The organism is Ursidibacter maritimus (genome assembly GCF_009761395.1).
Lineage (GTDB): Bacteria > Pseudomonadota > Gammaproteobacteria > Enterobacterales > Pasteurellaceae > Ursidibacter > Ursidibacter maritimus.
In genome coordinates this window covers 105,908-126,190 of record NZ_LEKN01000035.1, presented here as the reverse complement: position 1 = coordinate 126,190, position 20,283 = coordinate 105,908, and the positions used below count along the sequence as shown (strand labels likewise).

The following is a 20,283-nucleotide window of genomic DNA, read 5'->3' as shown; positions in this document are numbered from 1 at the left end:
GGGCAATAGGGCAATCTTTAGGTTTATTTCGCTTTTTTGCTTGGTTTGGTAACTTCTAAAGCTTCACAAGCCTGTTTAAATCCCTGTTTACAGGCTTGTTGCCATAGGCTACGGGCTTTTTTAGCATCTTTTTTTACGCCTTGCCCCTGATAATACATAACCCCTAAATTATATTGAGTCTCTGCAATGCCTTGCTGAGCCGCTTTTTGATACCAATAAACCGTTTGTTGATAATCCTGAGCCACTCCCTGCCCCTCATAATACATAACCCCTAAACTATATTGAGCCTTTGCATAGCCTTGCTGAGCCGCTTTTTGAAGCCAATAAACCGCTTGTTGATAATCCTGAGTCACTCCCTCCCCCTTATCATACATAACCCCTAAATCATATTGAGCCTCTACCAAGCCTTGCTGAGCCGCTTTTTGAAACCAATAGGCCGCTTGTTGATAATCCTGAGCCACTCCCTGCCCATTTAAATACATAAACCCTAAATTATATTGAGCAATTTTATCGCCTTGTTCAGCTAATGGCTGCCAGAATTTTAAGGCAGTGGCATAATCTTTTTGGTTATAGGCTTGCAGACCTTGACCTTGCTGAAATTGTTGCAAAATGATTTCTACATTAGATGCCTGCGTATAGCCCGTTAGCCCGAAAGCAAGGGTGCTGGCAAGAATGGTGGTGCGGAAAACGTGAGAAAGTTTCATTTTTTACTCCTAAGTTGTTTGGTCAATAAGGTTAAATGCAACAAATAAGAATAGATAAGATGATTATCAGAATAAAAAACACCTTAATTTTAGCCTCTAATTTAATCTGTTTTGATATACCTTTTATTTTATTGATAAATATATCTATAAATAAAATAATCATTAAAGAAACAAGACATCTTATAATGAAACCAAGATCACTATTCTGTACTTTAGAGTCATTTAAAATAATTTCTGATAAAGGAATTAACATTACTGACAAACATAATGCTAGGATATTTTTAAGATAAACACACAAATATTTAGTATTACACGAAAATAAATTTTTTATCTGATCTAAAGAAAAATTTCTTAATAGTTCTCTTAATAATTTACAACATTTCTTGCAATCCAAACATAAAATAAAAATCAAAAATGTAAAAACAAAAAATAAACATTTTGCATATTCTACACTAATCATAAATTCACTCCTTGGTCATTTAATGAAGCATACTGGTTTTTATAGTTCACTATTAAAAACAATCAACCAAATCTTCCTAATTGTAAAAAAAAAAAATGATAGTCAAGGAAATGCTGAAAAATTTACAAATTTGAAGGGGAATTGAAATAATAGGTGGGGTATGGGGGGCAAAGTTGCTTTGCCCCGTTGAAAGTGGAAGTTACTGCCCCGAAACTTTCATTTTGTCTAATAAAATAGAACCTGTTTGAATGTTTGAGCGGTGTTCAATATCATCAGCCACTGCAACCATATTTTGATACATCTCTTGTAACTTGCCAGCAATAGTAATTTCTGCCACTGGGTAGCAAATTTCGCCATTTTCAACCCAAAAACCTGCTGCACCACGAGAATACTCGCCCGTTACACCATTGATTGCACTGCCAAGCATTTCGGTAACTAACAGCCCTGTTCCCATTTCTTTTAGCAAAGTGTCTAGCCCACCAGTGCGGTTTGGTTTGACTAACCAGTTGTGAATGCCACCTGCGTGCCCTGTGGTTTGCATACCCAGTTTTCGACCGCTATAACTGGTTAAAAGATAAGTTTGTAAAATGCCGTCCGTAATAATTTCTCGGTTTTCCGTTCTCACCCCTTCGCTATCAAAAGCCGATGATGCAAGTTGTTGCAATAAATGTGGACGTTCTGAAATCGCAAACCAATCAGGCAGAATTTTTTCGCCTAATTTATCTTGTAAAAAACTGGATTTGCGATATAAAGCACCGCCACTAATCGCCCCTGCTAAATGCCCGATTAAACCAGTGGCAACATCATTATAGAAAATAACGGGCACTTCACAGGTGGCTAATTGGCGTGGATTTAAACGCTCTACCGCTTTTAAGCCAGCTTGTTTTCCTACCCATTCAGGCGTAGCTAATTGATTAAACTGGCGAGAAATCGTGTATTCATAATCTCTTTCTAGTTGATCTTGATAGGCAGAAATAACACTACAAGAGAGCGAATAACGACTTGATAAATAGCTTTGTAACATTCCGTGCGTATTGCCATAAACACGAATACCGCTATGGGAATTAAATGTTGCACCATCGCTGTTTACAATACGTTCATCACTATTTAATGCGTGATGTTCCGTTTCTATTGCCAGTTGCACTGCTTGATCCACATCGATCTCAGCGTGGTGATATAAATCTAAATCGATACTCTCAAACGCCATCATTTCTTTATCCGCCAAGCCTGTGCAATCATCTTCCGATGTATATTTTGCAATCGCTAAGGCAGATTCCACCGCTTGTTGAATAGAGGCAGGCTGCAAATCGGAAGTGGAGGCATTACCTTTACGCTTGCCTAAATAGACTGAAATACCTAACGCACCATCATTATTAAATTCAATATTTTCTGTTTGTTCCAAACGGGTAGAAACAGATAAGCCTGCAACCTTTGTCACTGCCACTTCTGCGGTTGCCCCTGCTTTTTTTGCAAAAGATAAAGCCGAACTTACCGCTTCTCTTAATATTTCTTCTTGTTGTTGTAGTTCTTGTTTGGTGGTTAAACTCATTATTACTCCTAACCTAACTCTGTAAAAATCTTTCTACGGATATAATTTCTTTATTGTCGCTCATTCTAGCATAGTGAAGTTTTTAAATTAAATCGCAAATTTGTCACTGAATTAAATTGCCAAGAAATTTTATGCTAGAATAGCCCTGATTTTTTTATCGCTTAATCAAGCGGTTAGATTGAGTGAAACTTTTGCTTTCATTTTGATATTTTTACATACAGGTTTGCTATGACAGAAATGACAATTCCACCACGCCACCCTAAACTTGCTCAACTGAATAAAGTTGTGGCGTTAGGTGGTGGGCACGGTTTAGGGCGTGTGCTGTCTTCACTCTCATTTTTAAAAGAACGTTTAACGGGTGTGGTAGCAACTACCGATAATGGCGGTTCAACAGGGCGTATTCGTCACCAACACGGCGGTATCGCTTGGGGTGATCTCCGCAACTGTCTAACTCAAATCACAATAAAACCAACCATTGCTTCTGCTCTCTTTGAATACCGTTTTACAGGACAAGGAGAATTAGCTGGGCATAATTTAGGTAATCTTATTCTTAAAGCGCTTGAAGATATGAAAATCCGTCCCCTTGATGGATTAAATTTAGTGCGAGATCTGCTACACGTTCGAGTGGGTTTGATGCCAATGTCTGAATCGCCAGTGCATTTGGCCAGTCATCTTGCAAGTGGGGAAACCATTGTTGGTGAAGTGTCAATTGATGCTTTAGACGTTGTGCCACAGTCGCTTTCTCTTATCCCTAACGTAACCGCTACGCCTGAAGTACTGGAAGAATTAAACCAAGCAGAATTGATTATTCTCGGGCCAGGTAGTTTTTTTACTAGTATTATGCCTAATTTACTCCTTGATGAAGTAGCCCAAGCCATTCAGACAAGCCACGCTAAAGTGATTTTTATTGACAATATTGGCAAAGAGCATGGTGTAGCAGGATCGCTTTCACTGAATGATCGTATTCAATGGATTGAAAACCGCATCGGCTTAATGCGTTTAAACGGCATTATTACCCATTCAGATGAAACCAGTGAAACACCTTATTACATTACAACTCTTCGAAAAGACTTACAGGCCGAAGACGTATATTACCGCCACGATCGCCACAAACTGAGTAAAGCCATCAATGATATTTGTGCATTACTCTAAGCGTAAGCGGTTAGATTTTTCCATTTTTTGCAATTTATTAAGGAATACCTTTGTTAGTTACCGATTTCCATTTTGATCTTCCTGATGAACTGATTGCTCGTTACCCAACCAAAGAGCGTAGTGCTAGCCGATTACTCTATCTCAATGGCACAACGGGTGAATATCAAGACCAACAGTTTACCGATCTTCTCTCCCATATTGAAAGCGGCGATTTGTTGATTTTTAACAATACTCGTGTAATCCCAGCTCGTCTTTACGGACGTAAATCAAGCGGTGGAAAACTTGAAGTATTGGTTGAGCGAGTATTAGACGAACATCGTTGTCTTGCTCATATCCGTTCATCAAAAGCCCCCAAAGAAGGTACGGAGATTATTTTAGGCGAAGATAAATTAGGCGAAGGAAATGGTTTTCACGCCATGATGGTTGCTCGCCACGAAGCATTATTTGAGTTGGAGTTTAAAGCAAGCCAACCGTTGTTTGAGCTACTACAACAAGCAGGGCATATGCCCCTTCCGCCTTATATTGATCGCCCTGATGAAGATACCGATCAAGAGCGTTATCAAACCGTTTATAGCAAAGTGTTAGGGGCAGTCGCTGCACCAACTGCTGGCTTACATTTTGATCAGGAAATGTTAAGTAAATTACAGGCAAAAGGTGTAGATACCGCTTTTGTTACCTTGCATGTTGGGGCAGGCACATTCCAACCGGTTAGGGTGGAAACCTTAGAAGCACATAAAATGCACGCTGAATATGCCGAAGTAAATCAAGAAGTTGTAGATAAAATTCTTGCTACTAAAGCGAAAGGTAAAAGGGTGATTTGTGTTGGGACAACATCCGTTCGCTCTATCGAAAGTGCTGCACAAGCAGCGGAGAAAACAGGAAAACTGATTGAACCTTTTTATGCAGATACCAACATTTTTCTCTACCCAGGAAAAACGTTTAAGGTTGTCGATGCTCTCGTAACCAATTTCCATTTACCTGAATCCACGCTAATTATGCTAGTTTCCGCTTTTGTAGGTTATCGCAACTGTATGCAAGCCTATCAACACGCGGTTAGTTCTCACTATCGCTTTTTCAGCTATGGCGATGCAATGTTTATTACGAAAAATCCGAATGCGTTATCGGATTTACCTTAATGTAATAACTATAACATTGGAACAGAATCAACTATTGCAGAAATTAGACTAGCGATAAAAGCCCCTAAAGAAAAAGCTTCCTAACATCACGTTTGGAAGCTTTTTTCATAATTAACCCTTGTAAATCAAGGATTATGCGCGTTTAAAGTCTAAATGCACTAATTTAGGTTTAGTTGGGTGGCGTTGAATAGCTTGTACTTTCACTTTCTCTTCTTTACCACCAACAACGATAGTTAATACTTCGTTGTAAAATGCATCTTGTACTTGTGCATTGTTTACTTTTTCGTGGTCTAACACGATTGATACAGGCTCTGCGTTTCCACCGTAGATGATTGCAGGAACTTGACCATTGTGACGCAGGCGGCGGCTCGCACCCTTACCTTGCGCTAAACGAACTTCAGCTTCAAATGTAAATGACATTATTAAATTCTCATAAAAAATGGAACATAATTGTTCCGTTGATAAAAAAATAGCAGGCGACCCAGCTATTCCCTAAAAATTTACGGCAAAAGCCGAAAGGTAATTTTAATCAAAAAATGATAAAAAACCAATAGTTTTTATTAGCAAATTTTTATATTTTACTGGTCGCTGAAATTTTACAAAAAAATATTTTATGTTTGGGGAATATACAGCAATTTTACTCAAGTTATTGTAAAATATATACGTTTTTGAACTATAAATTCGTCATATTAGGAGTTATAAATGGGCAGTTATCAGCCAGATACACATCTTAGTCCTGAAAATATTCAAAATGTAAAAAATGCGATTTTACATAAATTAGTCTTTGCATTGGGGGTAGAACCTCGTGAAGCGAGTAAACGCAACTGGTTAAACGCATCATTACGTGTCGTGCGTGATCTTTCTACGGAAGCCTGGCTACAAACTCGCCGTAGCCAAGCCGCTAATACAAGCCGCCGAGTTTACTATCTCTCAATGGAATTTTTAATGGGAAGAACCTTCAGTAATGCAATGATTTCTGAAGGTGTTTATGAATTGATTCGTGCTGCATTAGATGAACTCGGTCAAAATCTAGAAGATATTATTAACGAAGAAGGCGACCCAGGTTTAGGTAATGGGGGCTTAGGACGTTTGGCAGCCTGCTATATGGATAGTTTGGCAGCGATGAAAATCCCAGCTATTGGTTATGGTATTCGTTATGAATATGGAATGTTCCGCCAAGAAATTAAAAATGGCGAACAAGTTGAATTACCAGACTACTGGCTAGATAAAGAATTTGCTTGGCCTTATGTTCGTTCAAGTAAGCGTTTTCCAGTTCGCTTTGGCGGTCGTACTTGGTTAGAAGGGAAGAAAGTTCACTGGCAAGCAGAAGAAGAAATCATTGCTCAAGCCCACGATCAGCTTATTCCAGGTTTTGAAACCACTGCAACGAATAGCCTACGTTTATGGTCAGCTCACGCAGGAGATAAAGTATTCGGCTTAGCTGATTTTAATCGTGGTGATTATTTTGCCGCAATGAGCCAACAAAATAGCTCTGAAAATGTTTCACGCGTACTCTACCCTGACGATTCAACCTACAATGGACGTGAATTGCGTTTACGCCAAGAATATTTCCTTTGCTCCGCATCAATCCAAGATATTATTCGCCGCCACGAAATTGAGTCTGGCTCTTGCATTAACCTTGCAGAAAAAGTAGCTATTCACTTAAACGATACTCACCCAACTCTTGCCATTCCTGAATTGATGCGTATTCTGATTGATGAGAAAGGTTATAGTTGGGAGCAAGCGTGGAATACAACTCGTAAAACATTCTTCTATACTAACCACACCTTAATGAGCGAAGCACTTGAAACTTGGCCTGTTGAAATGGTGGCTCGTATTCTACCTCGCCACTTACAAATTATTTTTGATATCAATAGCCATTTTTTACAAGAAGTCAGAGAAAAATTCCCGAATGATGAAGAACTCATTCGCCGAGTTTCGATCATTGATGAACAAGGTGATCGCCGTATCCGTATGGCTTGGTTAGCTGTTATTGCATCAAGTAAAGTCAATGGTGTAGCTAAAATTCATTCAGATTTAATGGTGGAATCTATTTTTGCTGACTTTGCAAAAATCTACCCAAATCGTTTTACCAATGTAACCAATGGTGTAACACCTCGCCGCTGGATCCAAATTGCTAACCCAGGGCTTGCATCAATCTTAGATAAATACATTGGTCGCAAATGGCGTACTGATTTAATGGAATTAAACAAATTCAATGAATTTGTTGATAATGCTGATGTACAAGCAGAAATTGCAGCCGTTAAAGTAGAAAATAAACGCAAACTTGCCGCTTATATTGAAGAAACACAAGGCATCAAACTCAACCCTGAAGCCATTTTTGATGTGCAAATCAAACGTATTCATAAATATAAACGTCAACAACTTAACGTATTACATATTATTGCTCACTACAACCGTATTTTGAAAAATCCTACGGCAAATTGGCAACCTCGAGTATTTATTTTTGCAGGTAAAGCGGCAAGTGCCTACTATGCAGCGAAAAAAGTCATTCGTTTAATCAATGATGTTGCTAAAGTTATCAATAATGATGATCGTATTAACGATTTAATTAAAGTCATCTTTATCCCGAATTACAGTGTTAGCCTTGCACAGTTGATTATTCCTGCGGCAGATCTTTCTGAACAAATCTCATTAGCAGGTACAGAAGCATCTGGCACATCGAATATGAAATTTGCTTTAAATGGAGCATTAACAATTGGTACTTTAGATGGAGCGAACGTAGAAATTTTAGATCGTGTCGGTAAAGAAAATATCTTTATTTTCGGTAATACCGTAGAGCAAGTGGAAGAACTACGCCATAATGGTTATTCACCATATCGCTACTATGAACAAGATGCAGAATTAAATGAAGCGATTTCACAAATTCTAAATGGCAAATTCTCGCCAGAAGATCCGTATCGCTACCAAGACTTAATCCTTAATTCAGGCGACTACTATCAAGCCTGTGCAGACTTCCGTAGCTATGTTGATACACAAGAAAAAGTGGCAGAATACTTTGCTAATAGAAAAGCTTGGATACGCTCTGCTATGATCAATATTGCGAATATGGGCTATTTCTCCTCAGACCGTTCTGTACTTGATTATGCCAAAGACATTTGGAAAATCGAACCAATGAGCGAAAAACAATTAGCTGAACAAGCAAAAGTTGCAGATATGATGAGTAACGTAAGTAAGTTATTGATTATTAAATAAAATTAAGCGGTCAGCTTTCTATAAATTTTTGCAAAATGTTCTGAAAAACTGACCGCTTGTTTTTTATGCCAACTACCCCATCAGCGTTTTATTCGGCTCAAAGGCAATTTCTCGCACTAATTTCGGTACTAAATAACCTGACGTAGTACGTTGCAATTCTCTGTAAATTTGAGCTGCTTGATAATCATCAATATAGAAATGACTTGCACCTTCTACTTTGTCTAACAGATGAAGGTAATAAGGCAAAATACCGTAGCTAAACAACTTGTCACTCAAGATTTTTAAAGTTTTTGGATTGTCGTTCACGCCTTTGAGTAATACTGTATGATTAAGTAACGTGACATTCACTTTTTTCAACATTTGCATTTTTTGTGCAAAAACATCATCAATTTCATTGGCGTGATTGATATGTGCCACGAATACAATGTTCAATCGAGAATTTGCAAAACGGTGACATAATTCATCGGTAATACGATTTGGAATAACCACAGGTAATCGGCTATGAATTCGTAATGTTTTGATATGAGGAATTTGTTCTAGCTTGGTTAAAAGCCAATCCATTTCATGATCTTTCGCCATTAACGGATCCCCACCAGACAAAATCACTTCTTCGACTTCTTGATGAGCAGCAATATAATCAATACTCTGTTGCCAAGACTCTTTACCACTTTTAATTTCATCATAAGGAAAATGACGGCGAAAGCAAAAGCGACAGTTGATGGCACAGCTATTTTTAAGCATAAATAACAAACGGTTATGGTATTTATGCAGAATATTTGGGGCTGGTGAATGTTGCTCTTCAAGGGGATCTTTTACAAACCCATCTACCGCAATAAATTCTTGTTGGAGAGACATCGCTTGTAAAAAGAGCGGGTCATTCCGCTCTTTTTTTTGCATTTTTTCTGCAAATGGGCGAGGAACTCGTAATGCAAATAATTTCCGAGCGTCAATATCTTGCTCAAACTCTTTAGAATCAAGCTCTAAAAATTCGAGTAATGACTTAGGATCATTAAAAGCTTGGGCTAAATCAATTAACCATAGCGGTTTGATTGAGTCAATTATTTGCATCATTCAGCCCTATTGCGTGATGATGCATTGTACAGGAGTATTATTTTTGTCCACCATCAACGTTGGTGGAAGTTGATTGTTAGTCGCACTAATTAGATACTGAACACCGTTTAAGCAATAGCGAGAATAACCAGGAGTTTTCTCAATTAAATTTGGATCTTGCGGATCAATAGATTTAAATGCTTGAATCGTTGGTACATTTTGTACCTGTTGATTAAGTTGAGCAACCGGATTTGCAGATTGTTGAGCTGAATCCACCGCTTGTTGTTTATTCTCTACTTGCTTATTCTCTTGAGCTTGTGCTTCTGTTGGTGAAAGCATATCACTCAATAAATAGCCAGCCGCCGCCCCTGTTAAGAAATTTGCTGCTCGATTACCATTTGATTGAACTTGTTGTGCAGCTCCAGCGGGTTGTTGTGGAGTATTGTTAAAATCAGCATCTTGCTGATTCTTTTGTTGAGAAGTAGATTGTTGCGTACTTGGTTTTGTTTTTACCACTCGCATTCCACCGCCACGTTTAGCTTCGACAATTGTTGAAAGGGAAAAGAGAGCAATCGCTGTCACAGTAATGACTTTTTTCATTAAATATCCTTGTAAATGTAAGAGAAAAATTAAATGCTAAAAAGATTGCGGATTATACCTAAAAATAAATCTCTCGCCATTATAAATAAATTTTTAAAAGTTTTTTGATTTTGTTGTATCATATACGTCTTTTTATAAACCTTGCCAATTCAGGCATTTCATTTATCTATTTTGAGGATAACAATGGCTAGTTACAGCACTAACGACTTTAAACCAGGTTTAAAATTCATTCAAGACGGCGAACCTTGCGTCATCGTTGAAAATGAATTCGTGAAACCAGGTAAAGGTCAAGCATTTACCCGTACAAAAATCCGTAAACTTATTTCTGGTAAAGTATTAGAGATCAACTTCAAATCAGGTACTTCTGTTGAAGCCGCTGATGTTGTTGATTACAACTACAATTACTCTTATAAAGATGAAGATTTCTGGTACTTTATGCACCCAGAAACTTTTGAACAAATTTCTGTTGATGCAAAAGCATTAGGCGATAACGATAAATGGTTAGTTGATCAAGCGGAATGTATCATCACATTATGGAACGGTTCTGCAATTGGTGTAACTCCACCAAACTTTGTTGAATTAGAAGTTGTTGAAACTGATCCTGGTTTAAAAGGTGATACCGCAGGTACTGGTGGTAAACCAGCAACATTAAGCACTGGCGCTGTAGTTCGTGTACCACTTTTCGTACAAATCGGTGAAGTGATTAAAGTTGATACTCGCTCTGGCGAATACGTTTCACGCGTAAAATAATAAGATGAAAAAATCCCCTGACATTCGTTAGGGGATTTTTTTATCATTATTTCAAAACTTTATAATGAAAACAGTGTCGTATTAGAGTAAAATCTTTCACATCAAGTACATTATAAAAGAGGGAACATTTATGTCAGTAACTATTTTAGATCAATTAGAAGGCAAAATTAAACAAGCTGTTGAAACCATTCAATTACTTCAATTAGAAGTTGAAGAATTAAAAGGGAAGAATGATGAAGCTAATCTTGCGAATGAAACACTACGTCAAGAACACGAACAATTAAAAGCAGAGCATCAAGGTTTCCAAGACCGCTTACGTTCCCTTTTAGGTCAAATTGATAACGTTTAATTTCACAAATTATCAAAACGGCTAATATTGATTAGCCGTTTTTCTTTATAACTATGGCAAAACTCTATTTTTACTATTCTTCTATGAATGCAGGGAAATCAACAACCCTGCTCCAGTCTTCTTATAACTACCAAGAACGTGGTATGAATACACTTGTTTACACTGCTGCTATTGATGACCGATATGGCGTAGGGAAAGTTGCATCTCGTATTGGTATATCTCAAGAAGCTGCCTTATTTCATACTACAACGGATCTATTCAGTGAAGTTTCAGCCCACATTCAAAAGCAGACATTACACTGTATTTTAATTGATGAAGCACAATTTCTAACGAAAGAACAAGTTTATCAACTCAGTGAAATTGTTGATAAATTCAACATTCCTGTTCTATGCTATGGACTAAGAACAGACTTTCGAGCAGAATTATTTGAGGGTAGCCAATATCTTCTTGCTTGGGCAGACCAACTCGAAGAGTTAAAAACAATCTGTTATTGTGGTAGAAAAGCGAACTTTGTTATTCGCCTTAATGAGCAAGGCGAAGCCATTGCAGATGGTGAACAAATTCAAATTGGGGGGAATGATACTTATCTCTCTGTTTGTCGCCGTCATTACAAAGAAAAACTCATTAAATAAAAATCTACCTTAGAGACACAGTATTTCTCACGAATTATCTAAAACTTGTTTTGGTGGTGTAATAAAAAACAGAGATAAAAATTGTTCACACCACCAATATTCCAATTTTCAGAGACTTGGAAAGCACAATACTATTCAATGTTACAAATTGTAGTATCACTAGCTGTATCTAAAGCTAGCCCCTTAAATCATTCGCTTGTTGTAATAAATTACGACTTTCTTTGAGGAATTGTTCTGAATATTCCCCAAACCATTGATGCACTTTTTCAAAAGTTTCTATAAAACCCTGTTTATTGTGCTGCTGGAAGAATGCTAGGCTTTCAGCAAAACTTTGCTGAAGAGATTCAATAACCGCTAAATTTTCTGGCTTATCTGAAATAATATCAGCATATAATGCCCCATCTTGAGCAAACAAGCGTCCAATCATTGCTAATTCTAAGCGATAAATTGGCGAAGATAATGCCAATAATTGCGAGAGTTTGATAGGTTGCTGTGAAAGATGTAAACCATACGTAAAGGTTGAGAAATGGCGTAATGCTTGAATGTAAGTCATTGCGTGATCGTGCTCTTTCGCATCAATATATTCGATTTTCCCACCCCAAATCTGAATCTGCTCTAATAGCCATTGGTATTTTTCGGAAGAACGTCCATGACAACAAGCGGTCACTTGTTTTGCAAAACTTGCAATATCAGGCCCAAACATTGGGTGAAGACCAACTACTGCTCCTTGATGAATTTCAAGCATTTTTGCCAACGGTTGAGCTTTAACAGACGTCAGGTCAGCCAAGATCATATTCTCTGTCAGATAAGGTTTTAATGCTTCAAGCGTCGGTAAAGTGTGATCAATCGGCACAGAAACCAAAACCAAATCAGCCTTATGTAAAATCTCTGTAGCATTATGCCAATCATCTTTATCTAAAACAGCAACAGGATAGCCTGAATTTACAAAATAGCGAGCGAATAGACCACCAAGTTTCCCTTTCCCCCCCACTACCACAATTTTTTGAATAGATGGATTAACCGTTTTAAAGCCATGTTTATTCTCGCTTGCATAAGATTCTCGCATAACTCGGCGTAAAATATCCTCAATTAAATCAGCTGGAATACCACGCTTTTCAGCCTCTTCTCTACGAGCATTGATCATAAAGGCTTCTCGTTCTGGTGCATAAATAGGTAAACCATACTGATGTTTAATTTTTCCCACTTCTGCCACTAGAGCTAAACGCTTTGCAAGTAATTCGATAAGCTGTTGATCTAATTTATCTATTTGTTCTCTAATCGGTTCTAATGGATTCATACTTATTTTCTTAACTGCTCTGCAAAATGGGTTAATAATGTCTCTGTTGTTTGCCAATCAATACATGCATCTGTTATGGATACGCCATATTTCATCTGCTCAAAAGGTTGTTCCGATGATTGATTACCCGCAAAGAGATGGCTCTCTAACATTAAGCCTATAATTGATTTATTGCCATTAAGCAATTGTTGTAAAACATCTTCGGCCACTATCGCTTGTCGATAGTAATCTTTGTTTGAGTTTCCGTGGCTACAATCAATCATGATTGCTTCTGGTAAATTTGCTTTACGCAAGGCTTGCTCACATTCTTGCACATACTGATTTTCAAAATTCGGGGTTTTACCGCCTCGTAAAATAACGTGCCCATCTGGATTTCCTTTCGTCTGTAAAATAGTAACCTGCCCTGTTTGACTAATACCAAGAAAGCTATGGCCCTGTGCTGATGCTTGCATCGCATTGATGGCAACAGTTAAATTTCCATCTGTTCCGTTTTTAAAACCAACCGCCATTGATAGCCCAGATGCCATTTCTCTGTGCGTTTGTGACTCCGTTGTTCTTGCACCAATAGCCGACCAACTAAATAAATCTGCAAGATATTGTGGTGTGATAGGGTCAAGTGCTTCTGTAGCAAGAGGTAAACCGAGCTCAGCAATCTCTAACAATAATTTGCGAGCAACACGCAGCCCTTTTTCAATATCAAAAGTGCCATTAAGATTAGGGTCGTTGATTAAACCTTTCCAACCTACTGTTGTTCTAGGTTTTTCAAAATAAACTCGCATTACAATGTAAAGTTTATCTGACACTTCATCAGATAAAACTTTAAGTTTTTTAGCATATTCCAAAGCCGATATAGGATCGTGAATAGAACAAGGTCCTATCACAATAAGCTGACGAGTGTCACGTTTATGAATAATATCTGAAACTATTTTTCTTGATTTTTCAATCTGTTGCTTTATTTTTTCTGACAATGGAAATTCTTCCTTTAACATTTTTGGAGTTAACAGCAATTTCTCATTAACAATATTTACATTGTGTACACTATCTTTATTAAATACAGTGTTCATTTTAATTTCCCCTTTGTAAATTTTATATTACACACTAATTTACAAGGTTATATTAAAAGTTTCAACTATTTTTTGTTTAACTTGTTCTACGCTAATACGACTCATTAAATCTTTTCCCTTTGCTCTTGTCGCCCAAGGTAAATCTTGCCAAGATTTTCCATATTCTTGCAAAATAGCTTCATCGTAAACAGAAACAACTTTGTCTAAATCGTTGTAAGGCCCTGTTCTTAACGGGTTATGAATAGCATAAAGCCCAATAATCGGTGTATGCTGTGTGGTCGCAATATGTGCAGGTCCAGAGTCAGATGAAATGACCAAATCTGCTTGCTGAATAACTGATGCAAGCTGTTTTAGTGATGTTATTCCTGCTATATTAAGTGTTTTAGGCGCAAGTTGATGAATTTTAGTAGCACTTTCTATTTCATAAGTGGAAGATGAACCGCAAATAATCACGTTAATATTGTGCTCTAACAAAAAATTAGCAATCTCAGCATAGCGTTCTGGTAACCAATCTTTCTCTTTTTTACTAGAACAAGGTGCAATCACCACATTTTTCTTCTGTGGTTCAATAAATTGCTGGCTGTATTGTCTATCCTGTTCACTTATCGGCAAGTACCATTGCGTACTTAAATCTGTTACACCAATTGCTTTTGCGAACATCATTTGTCCGTCTAAAACGTGTGGTGATGCAGTCTGTTCTACTTTTAAGTTAGTAAAAAGCCACTGTCCTTCCCTTGCACGATCACGATTAAACCCGATTTTAACATTCGCTTTAATACCTAAAGAGAGCATTGATGCTCTAAATGCGGTTTGCAAATTTAATAGATAATCAAACCGCTTGCGGCGTAATTGTCGCCACAATGCCCAAATACCCTTCCAACCTGTTTTTTTATCATAAGTAACTAAAGTTACATTTGGAATGCCTGCCATTAAAGTGGCTTCTGCCTTACCTAAAATCCACGTTATTTCAGCATGAGGGTATTGACGTTGAATGGCTTGTACAACAGCAAGTGTATGGCATACATCACCAATTGCCGATAAGCGTAAAACACAGATTGATTTAACAGTTCGCATTAGAATTTCCTAATAAAAATATGATGTTACAAACACTTTGCTGGTTTGGGCAAACCTGCAATTTTAGTAGCTTGTTTAGCTGGACCTTCAGGAAATAAACGCTGTAAATAGCGACTATTACCTTTTTCTTCACCAAATTTCTGTGAAAGTGCCTTAACTAACATTCTAATTGCTGGGGAGGTTTTATATTCTTGATAAAACTCTCTAACAAAAAAGATAATTTCCCAATGGTCTTCAGTTAATTCAAGATGGTCTTTTTTAGCAATCTCTACTGCGAGTAATTCAGACCAATCATCTAAATTTCTTAAATAGCCAAACTCATCCGTTTCAAATTTTTGCTGATTTAATTCAATAAAATAAGTCATAGTCAATGTTATAGAAATAAAAAATGCCACATTTCTGTGGCATATTATTTAAGGGTTAATTAGTCGTCGTTACCTAATACACCGAAGATATTTAAGAAACTGACGAATAAATTATAAAGTGAAACATAAAGATCAACAGTTGCACGAATGTAGTTGGTTTCACCACCGTGAATAATATTGCTTGTTGCCAGTAAAATCGCACCGCTTGAGAACACAATAAATAATGCACTAATTGCTAAATTTAATGCTGGGATTTCTAAGAAAATATTTGCCACTACACCAACTAGTAAAACCACAAATAATGCAATCATCATTCCCGATAAGAAAGACATATCTTTCTTAGTCGTTAATACATAAGCTGAACAAGCAAAGAAAACTAATGCTGTTGCACCAAATGCTAATGCAACCACATCACCTAAACCATTGCTTAAATACGCATTTAAAATCGGTCCTAAGCTATAACCTAAGAATCCTGTCAATGCAAACACGCTAGCGATACCTGCTGCACTATTCGCTGTTGCGTGAGTTAAAAAGAGTAAGCCATAAAAACCAACCAACATTCCCCACCAAGGTAAACGAGGTAGATTTAATACCATCGCAGCGACTGCGACAACAGATGAAAATGCGAGTGTCAGTGCTAATAAAAAGTAAGTATTACGTAACACTTTATGAGTGCTAACTAATGATTCACTTCTGGCACTTGTCACTAAACGTTCTTGCATAAAAACTCCTGTAAATTAAAAGTAATTACTTGGTTAAAAATAAGCTTTAAAGTAGCGATTATTAAGCAGAATGTCAATCTTCCGACGAGAGAAAACACATTATTTTAGAAAATAACGCTTTAGATTATCGTGGTTACATAAATATCACCATTCTCAATGGGAGGAAAAATCTAACCATATGCGTACCGATAATTACAACCAGACTTAAATCCCGAATTTAAGCCAAAAACTTATCAAAATCTGATAAAAAAGCGGTAAGATTTTGCAAAAAATTTGCACGATCTTACCGCTTGTTAGCACTTATATCTATTAGAGAAGCGATGGAGCTGCGTCTAATAGAATGCGGGTGTAATCTTTTTGTGGGAAGTCGAAGACTTCAGCTGCTTCGCCTTGTTCAACGATAAGCCCACCATTCATTACAACAATACGATCAGATACTTGGCGTACTGTTTGTAAATCGTGTGAGATGAACACCATTGCAAGATTTAACTCTTTTTTCAAATCTGCAAGTAAGTTAAGCACCTGTGCTCGAACGGATACGTCTAATGCTGATGTTGGTTCGTCTGCCACGATCAATTTCGGGTTTAACGCTAACGCACGTGCAATCGCAACACGCTGTTTTTGCCCGCCAGACAAACGAGTTGGTTCAACTAATGCCGCTGAGCGTGGTAAGCCAACACGAGAAAGCAATTCATACACACGTTTTTCACGTTCGTGAGGTTGTAAGACGTTATGAATATCCATCGGATCTTTCAAAATATCTAGCACTCGCATTCTTGGGTTTAATGCAGTTGCTGGATCTTGGAAGATTACAGATACCTGGCGTCCAAACTGTTTACGTGCTTCGGTGCTACCGTATTTCATTTGTAAGCCATTAAACTTAACTGAGCCTGAGGTCGGTTTTTGTAAACCGATAATTACGCTCGCAAGGGTTGATTTTCCGCAACCTGACTGCCCCACCAAGCCAACAGTTTCACCTGCACTAACACTTAAGCTTACTCCACCTACGGCGGTAAATTTCTTTGGATTGAACAGCGTGCCATCACGAGAAGGGAACTGTACAACAATGTCCTCCAATTCAATAATTGGCTGTTCTTTTAATGGTTTCATACTCATTATTTAGCCTCCAAATGTGATGCCCATAGATGTTTCGGATGATCGCCTGCAGGAACAAGTTTCAAGCGTTGTTTTGGATTTGCATCTGGTCGTAATGAACGACTTGCAAAACGGTCACCATCAGCAAAATCAAATGGCGATGGAACACTACCTGGAATTTGATATAAACGCTCTGCACGACACTCTGTTGAAAGCACTGAACCTAATAATCCACGTGTATATTCGTGTGTTGGGTTAGTGAGTAAAGGTGTTGTCGGTGCAGCTTCAACCACTTGACCTGCATACATTACGGTAATGTGGTGAGCAATTTGTGCAACAAGTGCAAGGTCGTGGCTTACGAATACCATTGCAAAGCCAAGTTTTTCACGCAATTCGTTGAGCAATTTAATAACTTCAGCTTGAACAGTTACGTCTAATGCGGTTGTTGGCTCATCTGCGATCAAGAGTTTTGGCTCACGAGCAAGTGCCATTGCAATTAACACACGTTGTCTTTGACCACCCGATAATTCGTGTGGATAACGGTTTAAAGTTTTTTCTGGGTCAAGTTTTACCCATTGCAATAGGGTTTCTGCTGATTGTTTACCGCCACGACTAATAAGTTGTTGCATTTGGTCTTTAATACGCATTGATGGGTTTAAAGCACTTAACGCATCTTGATAAATCATTGAAATTTCGTGACCACGCAATTCATTTAATTTATCTGTTTTGAGCAAGTCGTGTTGCTGACCGCTACGGTCGGTAAAGAGAATTTCCCCTGTAATTTTAGCTGTTTTTGGTAATAAGCCCATAATTGAGAAGGCTGAAATAGATTTACCGCAACCAGACTCACCTACTAAGCCCATTGTTTCGCCTTCGTGAACGGTGAAACTAATGTTATCAACAAGTGGAGTTTCGCCATAACGATTAGGGAAACGGATAGAAAGATTTTTCACTTGTAAAATCGGTTTTGCATTTGGATTGACTTGCATACGATCGGTACGAGTAACTTCTTTCTCTTGTAATTTTAATAAGTAGCGTTTTAATGCTAAACCTTCTGCCATCGCTTCTTGTACATCAGTTGAAAGCGGTTTTGACACGTCTTCTTTTGCTGCTGTTGGGCTACGTTTAAGTTTTGGATTAACCAAAGCATCTGTTAAACCTTCAGATAAAATGTTTAACGATAATACAGTTAAAAGAATCATTAAGCCTGCAAAGGTTGTCGCCCACCAGAAACCACTTAACACTAAGTTACGACCTTCTGATAACACGTTACCCCAAGATGGATGTGGCGGTTGTACACCCGCGCCTAAGAATGAAAGCGAAGCTTCCAATACGATAGCATCAGCAACCATTACTGTTGCGAATACAAGTACTGGTGCAGCGGTATTACGCACAACGTGTTTTAAAAGAATATAAGTACGGCTACCACCAATAACGCGTTCAGCACGAATATAGTCTTCTTCCCATTGCGACACCACGTTAGCACGCACAACACGAGCAAGCTGTGGTGTATAAACTACCGCAATGGTTAAGATAATGACAGGTACGCTGTTACCAAAAGTAGCAAGTAATACTGCAGCTAATGCGATACCTGGGAATGCCATTAAAATATCCATTAAACGCATAATCACTTCATTACCGAATTTATCTGCGGTTGCGGCTGTTGCCCCTAAGATACTCCCAAACACAATCGCCATCCCTACCGCACCTAAGCCGATAAAGAGCGAGGTTTGTGCACCGTAAACTAAGCGAGAGAAAATATCTCGTCCTAAGCGGTCTGTTCCGAATAAATATTCGCCACTTGGTGCTTGCACAGGGCGTAATGTTTGGAGCGGGTCATAAGGTGCCACCCATGGCGCAAAAATTGCAACGGCTGCAACAACCAGTAAGAAAATCAATGCAATTTTGGAGGCGGTTGATAATGCTTTGAATCTTGCACCGCCAGAAGCAAGTCGATCTGCTAATCCTTGACGAAACATTATAAACTCCGAATTTTTGGATTGATGATAAGATACAGAATATCAACAATGATATTTACTAATACGAAGGTAAATGCAATCGTTAATACTACGCCTTGTACTAAGTGTAAATCGTGATTGACGATACCGTTGAAGATTAATTTACCCATTCCAGGCAAGTCAAAAATCTGTTCGATAACTACTGCACCACCAAGTAAATAACCCACACGTAAACCGAGTACAGTTACAGGCGTAATTAACGCGTTGCGTAATACATTACGGCGAATAACCGTTGCATAAGGTACGCCATTACCAATTGCTGTACGCACATAATCTTTATCCATTTCTTCTACCATTGTGGTACGCACAACACGAATCAATGATGCACAAACAGGAACGGCTAACGCTAATGAAGGAAGTACCATTGAGCGAATATATTCTGCCGGATCTTCACTAAATTCCACAAATCCACCAGATGGTAACCAATCTAATTCAAGTGCAAACCACTGAATCAATAAAATCCCCAACCAGAAAGATGGTGTTGCAACTGCTGCAACAGAAAGTAAACGAATAATTTGGTCCACCCAGCTATCACGATGTAATGCAGCTAACACGCCTAATGTGAAAGATACAACCGCAGCTAAAAATACCCCAATAAATGTTAATTGTAAGGTAATTGGGAAAGCTTTTGCGATAAGAGAAGTAATAGGCTGTTCTGGCGGAGTTGTCATTCCAAAATCAAATTGTAATGCGTTTCCGATAAAACGAATGTATTGAACAACAAGCGGATCATTCAAGCCGTGTTGTTGACGATATAACTCTTTTGCTGCTTCACTAGCACTTTCGCCCAATGCGACAGTAGCAGGATCACCCGGTGTGAATTGCAAAATAATGAACACTAATGCACTTACGCCAAGCATCATTATTGGTAATGCCATTAAACGACGTAATAACAGACGAAGTACGATTTCCATTTTTTTCTCCGACTACAGGAAAGGTTCGTTGGATAGGTTAATGTTTATCAAAGAAAAAGCGGTTACATTTTTAAAATAATTTGCAAAATTTGTTATCAATCTAACCGCTTAAATATTCAAATGAAAGAGCTTATTC

19 protein-coding genes are annotated in these 20,283 nt (G+C 38.1%); 6 read left to right on the top strand and 13 right to left on the bottom strand.

The window, feature by feature from the left end:
* Positions 1-23: 23 nt before the first annotated feature.
* Positions 24-704, bottom strand: a complete 681-nt coding sequence (locus tag A1D26_RS07840; protein WP_157403492.1) for a tetratricopeptide repeat protein — start codon at positions 702-704, stop codon at positions 24-26.
* 659 nt (positions 705-1,363) lie between these two features.
* Entirely contained in the window at positions 1,364-2,713 is a 1,350-nt protein-coding gene (gene pmbA / locus A1D26_RS07835) for a metalloprotease PmbA (protein ID WP_157403491.1), read from the bottom strand.
* Between the two features lie 228 nt (positions 2,714-2,941).
* Here pmbA and A1D26_RS07830 point away from each other — a divergent pair, with 228 nt between their 5' ends.
* Together A1D26_RS07830 and queA are read left to right on the top strand one after the other, a co-directional pair.
* A complete protein-coding gene (locus A1D26_RS07830) occupies positions 2,942-3,865 on the top strand; it encodes a gluconeogenesis factor YvcK family protein (protein ID WP_394370204.1) in 924 nt (307 codons plus the stop codon).
* 50 nt (positions 3,866-3,915) lie between these two features.
* The gene (gene queA / locus A1D26_RS07825) at positions 3,916-5,001 is read left to right on the top strand and encodes a tRNA preQ1(34) S-adenosylmethionine ribosyltransferase-isomerase QueA (protein ID WP_157403490.1); all 1,086 of its coding nucleotides are present in this window, start codon (positions 3,916-3,918) and stop codon (positions 4,999-5,001) included.
* Between the two features lie 132 nt (positions 5,002-5,133).
* Here the strand turns inward: queA and rplY are convergent, their stop codons facing one another.
* The gene (rplY, locus tag A1D26_RS07820; RefSeq protein ID WP_157393794.1) at positions 5,134-5,421 is read right to left on the bottom strand and encodes a 50S ribosomal protein L25; all 288 of its coding nucleotides are present in this window, start codon (positions 5,419-5,421) and stop codon (positions 5,134-5,136) included.
* A gap of 282 nt (positions 5,422-5,703) precedes the next feature.
* Between rplY and A1D26_RS07815 the strand changes: the two genes are divergently transcribed.
* Positions 5,704-8,217 (top strand): glycogen/starch/alpha-glucan phosphorylase, encoded by a 2,514-nt coding sequence (locus A1D26_RS07815; protein WP_157403489.1) that lies wholly within the window; start codon positions 5,704-5,706, stop codon positions 8,215-8,217.
* A 72-nt stretch (positions 8,218-8,289) separates the two neighbouring features.
* Here the strand turns inward: A1D26_RS07815 and epmB are convergent, their stop codons facing one another.
* Both epmB and A1D26_RS07805 read right to left on the bottom strand, forming a co-directional pair.
* Entirely contained in the window at positions 8,290-9,288 is a 999-nt protein-coding gene (gene epmB / locus A1D26_RS07810) for an EF-P beta-lysylation protein EpmB (RefSeq protein WP_394370203.1), read from the bottom strand.
* 6 nt (positions 9,289-9,294) lie between these two features.
* The gene (locus A1D26_RS07805) at positions 9,295-9,867 is read right to left on the bottom strand and encodes a hypothetical protein (protein WP_157403488.1); all 573 of its coding nucleotides are present in this window, start codon (positions 9,865-9,867) and stop codon (positions 9,295-9,297) included.
* A gap of 183 nt (positions 9,868-10,050) precedes the next feature.
* On the opposite strand from A1D26_RS07805, the gene efp reads away from it, so the two are divergent.
* From efp to A1D26_RS07790, 3 genes are all read left to right on the top strand, one after another.
* Positions 10,051-10,617, top strand: coding sequence for an elongation factor P (gene efp, locus A1D26_RS07800; RefSeq protein WP_157403487.1), 567 nt, complete (start codon positions 10,051-10,053; stop codon positions 10,615-10,617).
* Between the two features lie 130 nt (positions 10,618-10,747).
* Entirely contained in the window at positions 10,748-10,966 is a 219-nt protein-coding gene (gene zapB / locus A1D26_RS07795) for a cell division protein ZapB (RefSeq protein ID WP_157403486.1), read from the top strand.
* 53 nt (positions 10,967-11,019) lie between these two features.
* Entirely contained in the window at positions 11,020-11,598 is a 579-nt protein-coding gene (locus A1D26_RS07790) for a thymidine kinase (protein WP_157403485.1), read from the top strand.
* A gap of 175 nt (positions 11,599-11,773) precedes the next feature.
* Here A1D26_RS07790 and tyrA read toward each other — a convergent pair whose 3' ends face one another.
* The 8 genes from tyrA to A1D26_RS07750 all read right to left on the bottom strand — a co-directional run bounded on the left by tyrA (position 11,774) and on the right by A1D26_RS07750 (position 20,147).
* Positions 11,774-12,895, bottom strand: a complete 1,122-nt coding sequence (gene tyrA, locus A1D26_RS07785) for a bifunctional chorismate mutase/prephenate dehydrogenase (protein ID WP_157403484.1) — start codon at positions 12,893-12,895, stop codon at positions 11,774-11,776.
* Between the two features lie 2 nt (positions 12,896-12,897).
* Positions 12,898-13,959, bottom strand: coding sequence for a 3-deoxy-7-phosphoheptulonate synthase (locus A1D26_RS07780; protein ID WP_157403483.1), 1,062 nt, complete (start codon positions 13,957-13,959; stop codon positions 12,898-12,900).
* 39 nt (positions 13,960-13,998) lie between these two features.
* Positions 13,999-15,033, bottom strand: a complete 1,035-nt coding sequence (locus tag A1D26_RS07775) for a glycosyltransferase family 9 protein (protein WP_157403482.1) — start codon at positions 15,031-15,033, stop codon at positions 13,999-14,001.
* A 26-nt stretch (positions 15,034-15,059) separates the two neighbouring features.
* Complete coding sequence (locus tag A1D26_RS07770; RefSeq protein ID WP_157403481.1) at positions 15,060-15,398, bottom strand: TusE/DsrC/DsvC family sulfur relay protein; 339 nt, start codon at positions 15,396-15,398, stop codon at positions 15,060-15,062.
* Positions 15,399-15,457: 59 nt separating this feature from the next.
* Positions 15,458-16,120 carry a Bax inhibitor-1 family protein gene (locus tag A1D26_RS07765; protein WP_157403480.1) on the bottom strand — a complete coding sequence of 221 codons (663 nt, stop codon included), beginning with the start codon at positions 16,118-16,120 and terminating at the stop codon, positions 15,458-15,460.
* 309 nt (positions 16,121-16,429) lie between these two features.
* Positions 16,430-17,236: an ABC transporter ATP-binding protein gene (locus A1D26_RS07760; RefSeq protein WP_157403479.1), complete on the bottom strand. Its 807-nt coding sequence runs from the start codon at positions 17,234-17,236 to the stop codon at positions 16,430-16,432.
* The gene (locus A1D26_RS07755) at positions 17,236-19,194 is read right to left on the bottom strand and encodes a dipeptide/oligopeptide/nickel ABC transporter permease/ATP-binding protein (RefSeq protein ID WP_157403478.1); all 1,959 of its coding nucleotides are present in this window, start codon (positions 19,192-19,194) and stop codon (positions 17,236-17,238) included. The genes A1D26_RS07760 and A1D26_RS07755 overlap by 1 nt, the downstream gene beginning before the upstream one ends.
* Positions 19,194-20,147, bottom strand: a complete 954-nt coding sequence (locus A1D26_RS07750; RefSeq protein ID WP_157403477.1) for an ABC transporter permease — start codon at positions 20,145-20,147, stop codon at positions 19,194-19,196. Before A1D26_RS07750 ends, A1D26_RS07755 begins: the two co-directional genes overlap by 1 nt.
* Positions 20,148-20,283: the final 136 nt, after the last annotated feature.

Coding starts and splice junctions, on each gene's coding strand:
- rplY (WP_157393794.1), bottom strand. CDS start 5,421: ATGTCATTTACATTTGAAGCTGAAGTTCGTTTAGCGCAAGGTAAGGGT.
- A1D26_RS07815 (WP_157403489.1), top strand. CDS start 5,704: ATGGGCAGTTATCAGCCAGATACACATCTTAGTCCTGAAAATATTCAA.
- A1D26_RS07840 (WP_157403492.1), bottom strand. CDS start 704: ATGAAACTTTCTCACGTTTTCCGCACCACCATTCTTGCCAGCACCCTT.
- pmbA (WP_157403491.1), bottom strand. CDS start 2,713: ATGAGTTTAACCACCAAACAAGAACTACAACAACAAGAAGAAATATTA.
- A1D26_RS07805 (WP_157403488.1), bottom strand. CDS start 9,867: ATGAAAAAAGTCATTACTGTGACAGCGATTGCTCTCTTTTCCCTTTCA.
- A1D26_RS07775 (WP_157403482.1), bottom strand. CDS start 15,033: ATGCGAACTGTTAAATCAATCTGTGTTTTACGCTTATCGGCAATTGGT.
- A1D26_RS07750 (WP_157403477.1), bottom strand. CDS start 20,147: ATGGAAATCGTACTTCGTCTGTTATTACGTCGTTTAATGGCATTACCA.
- zapB (WP_157403486.1), top strand. CDS start 10,748: ATGTCAGTAACTATTTTAGATCAATTAGAAGGCAAAATTAAACAAGCT.
- efp (WP_157403487.1), top strand. CDS start 10,051: ATGGCTAGTTACAGCACTAACGACTTTAAACCAGGTTTAAAATTCATT.
- A1D26_RS07755 (WP_157403478.1), bottom strand. CDS start 19,194: ATGTTTCGTCAAGGATTAGCAGATCGACTTGCTTCTGGCGGTGCAAGA.
- A1D26_RS07765 (WP_157403480.1), bottom strand. CDS start 16,120: ATGCAAGAACGTTTAGTGACAAGTGCCAGAAGTGAATCATTAGTTAGC.
- A1D26_RS07760 (WP_157403479.1), bottom strand. CDS start 17,236: ATGAGTATGAAACCATTAAAAGAACAGCCAATTATTGAATTGGAGGAC.
- tyrA (WP_157403484.1), bottom strand. CDS start 12,895: ATGAATCCATTAGAACCGATTAGAGAACAAATAGATAAATTAGATCAA.
- A1D26_RS07830 (WP_394370204.1), top strand. CDS start 2,942: ATGACAGAAATGACAATTCCACCACGCCACCCTAAACTTGCTCAACTG.
- epmB (WP_394370203.1), bottom strand. CDS start 9,288: ATGATGCAAATAATTGACTCAATCAAACCGCTATGGTTAATTGATTTA.
- A1D26_RS07790 (WP_157403485.1), top strand. CDS start 11,020: ATGGCAAAACTCTATTTTTACTATTCTTCTATGAATGCAGGGAAATCA.
- A1D26_RS07770 (WP_157403481.1), bottom strand. CDS start 15,398: ATGACTTATTTTATTGAATTAAATCAGCAAAAATTTGAAACGGATGAG.
- A1D26_RS07780 (WP_157403483.1), bottom strand. CDS start 13,959: ATGAACACTGTATTTAATAAAGATAGTGTACACAATGTAAATATTGTT.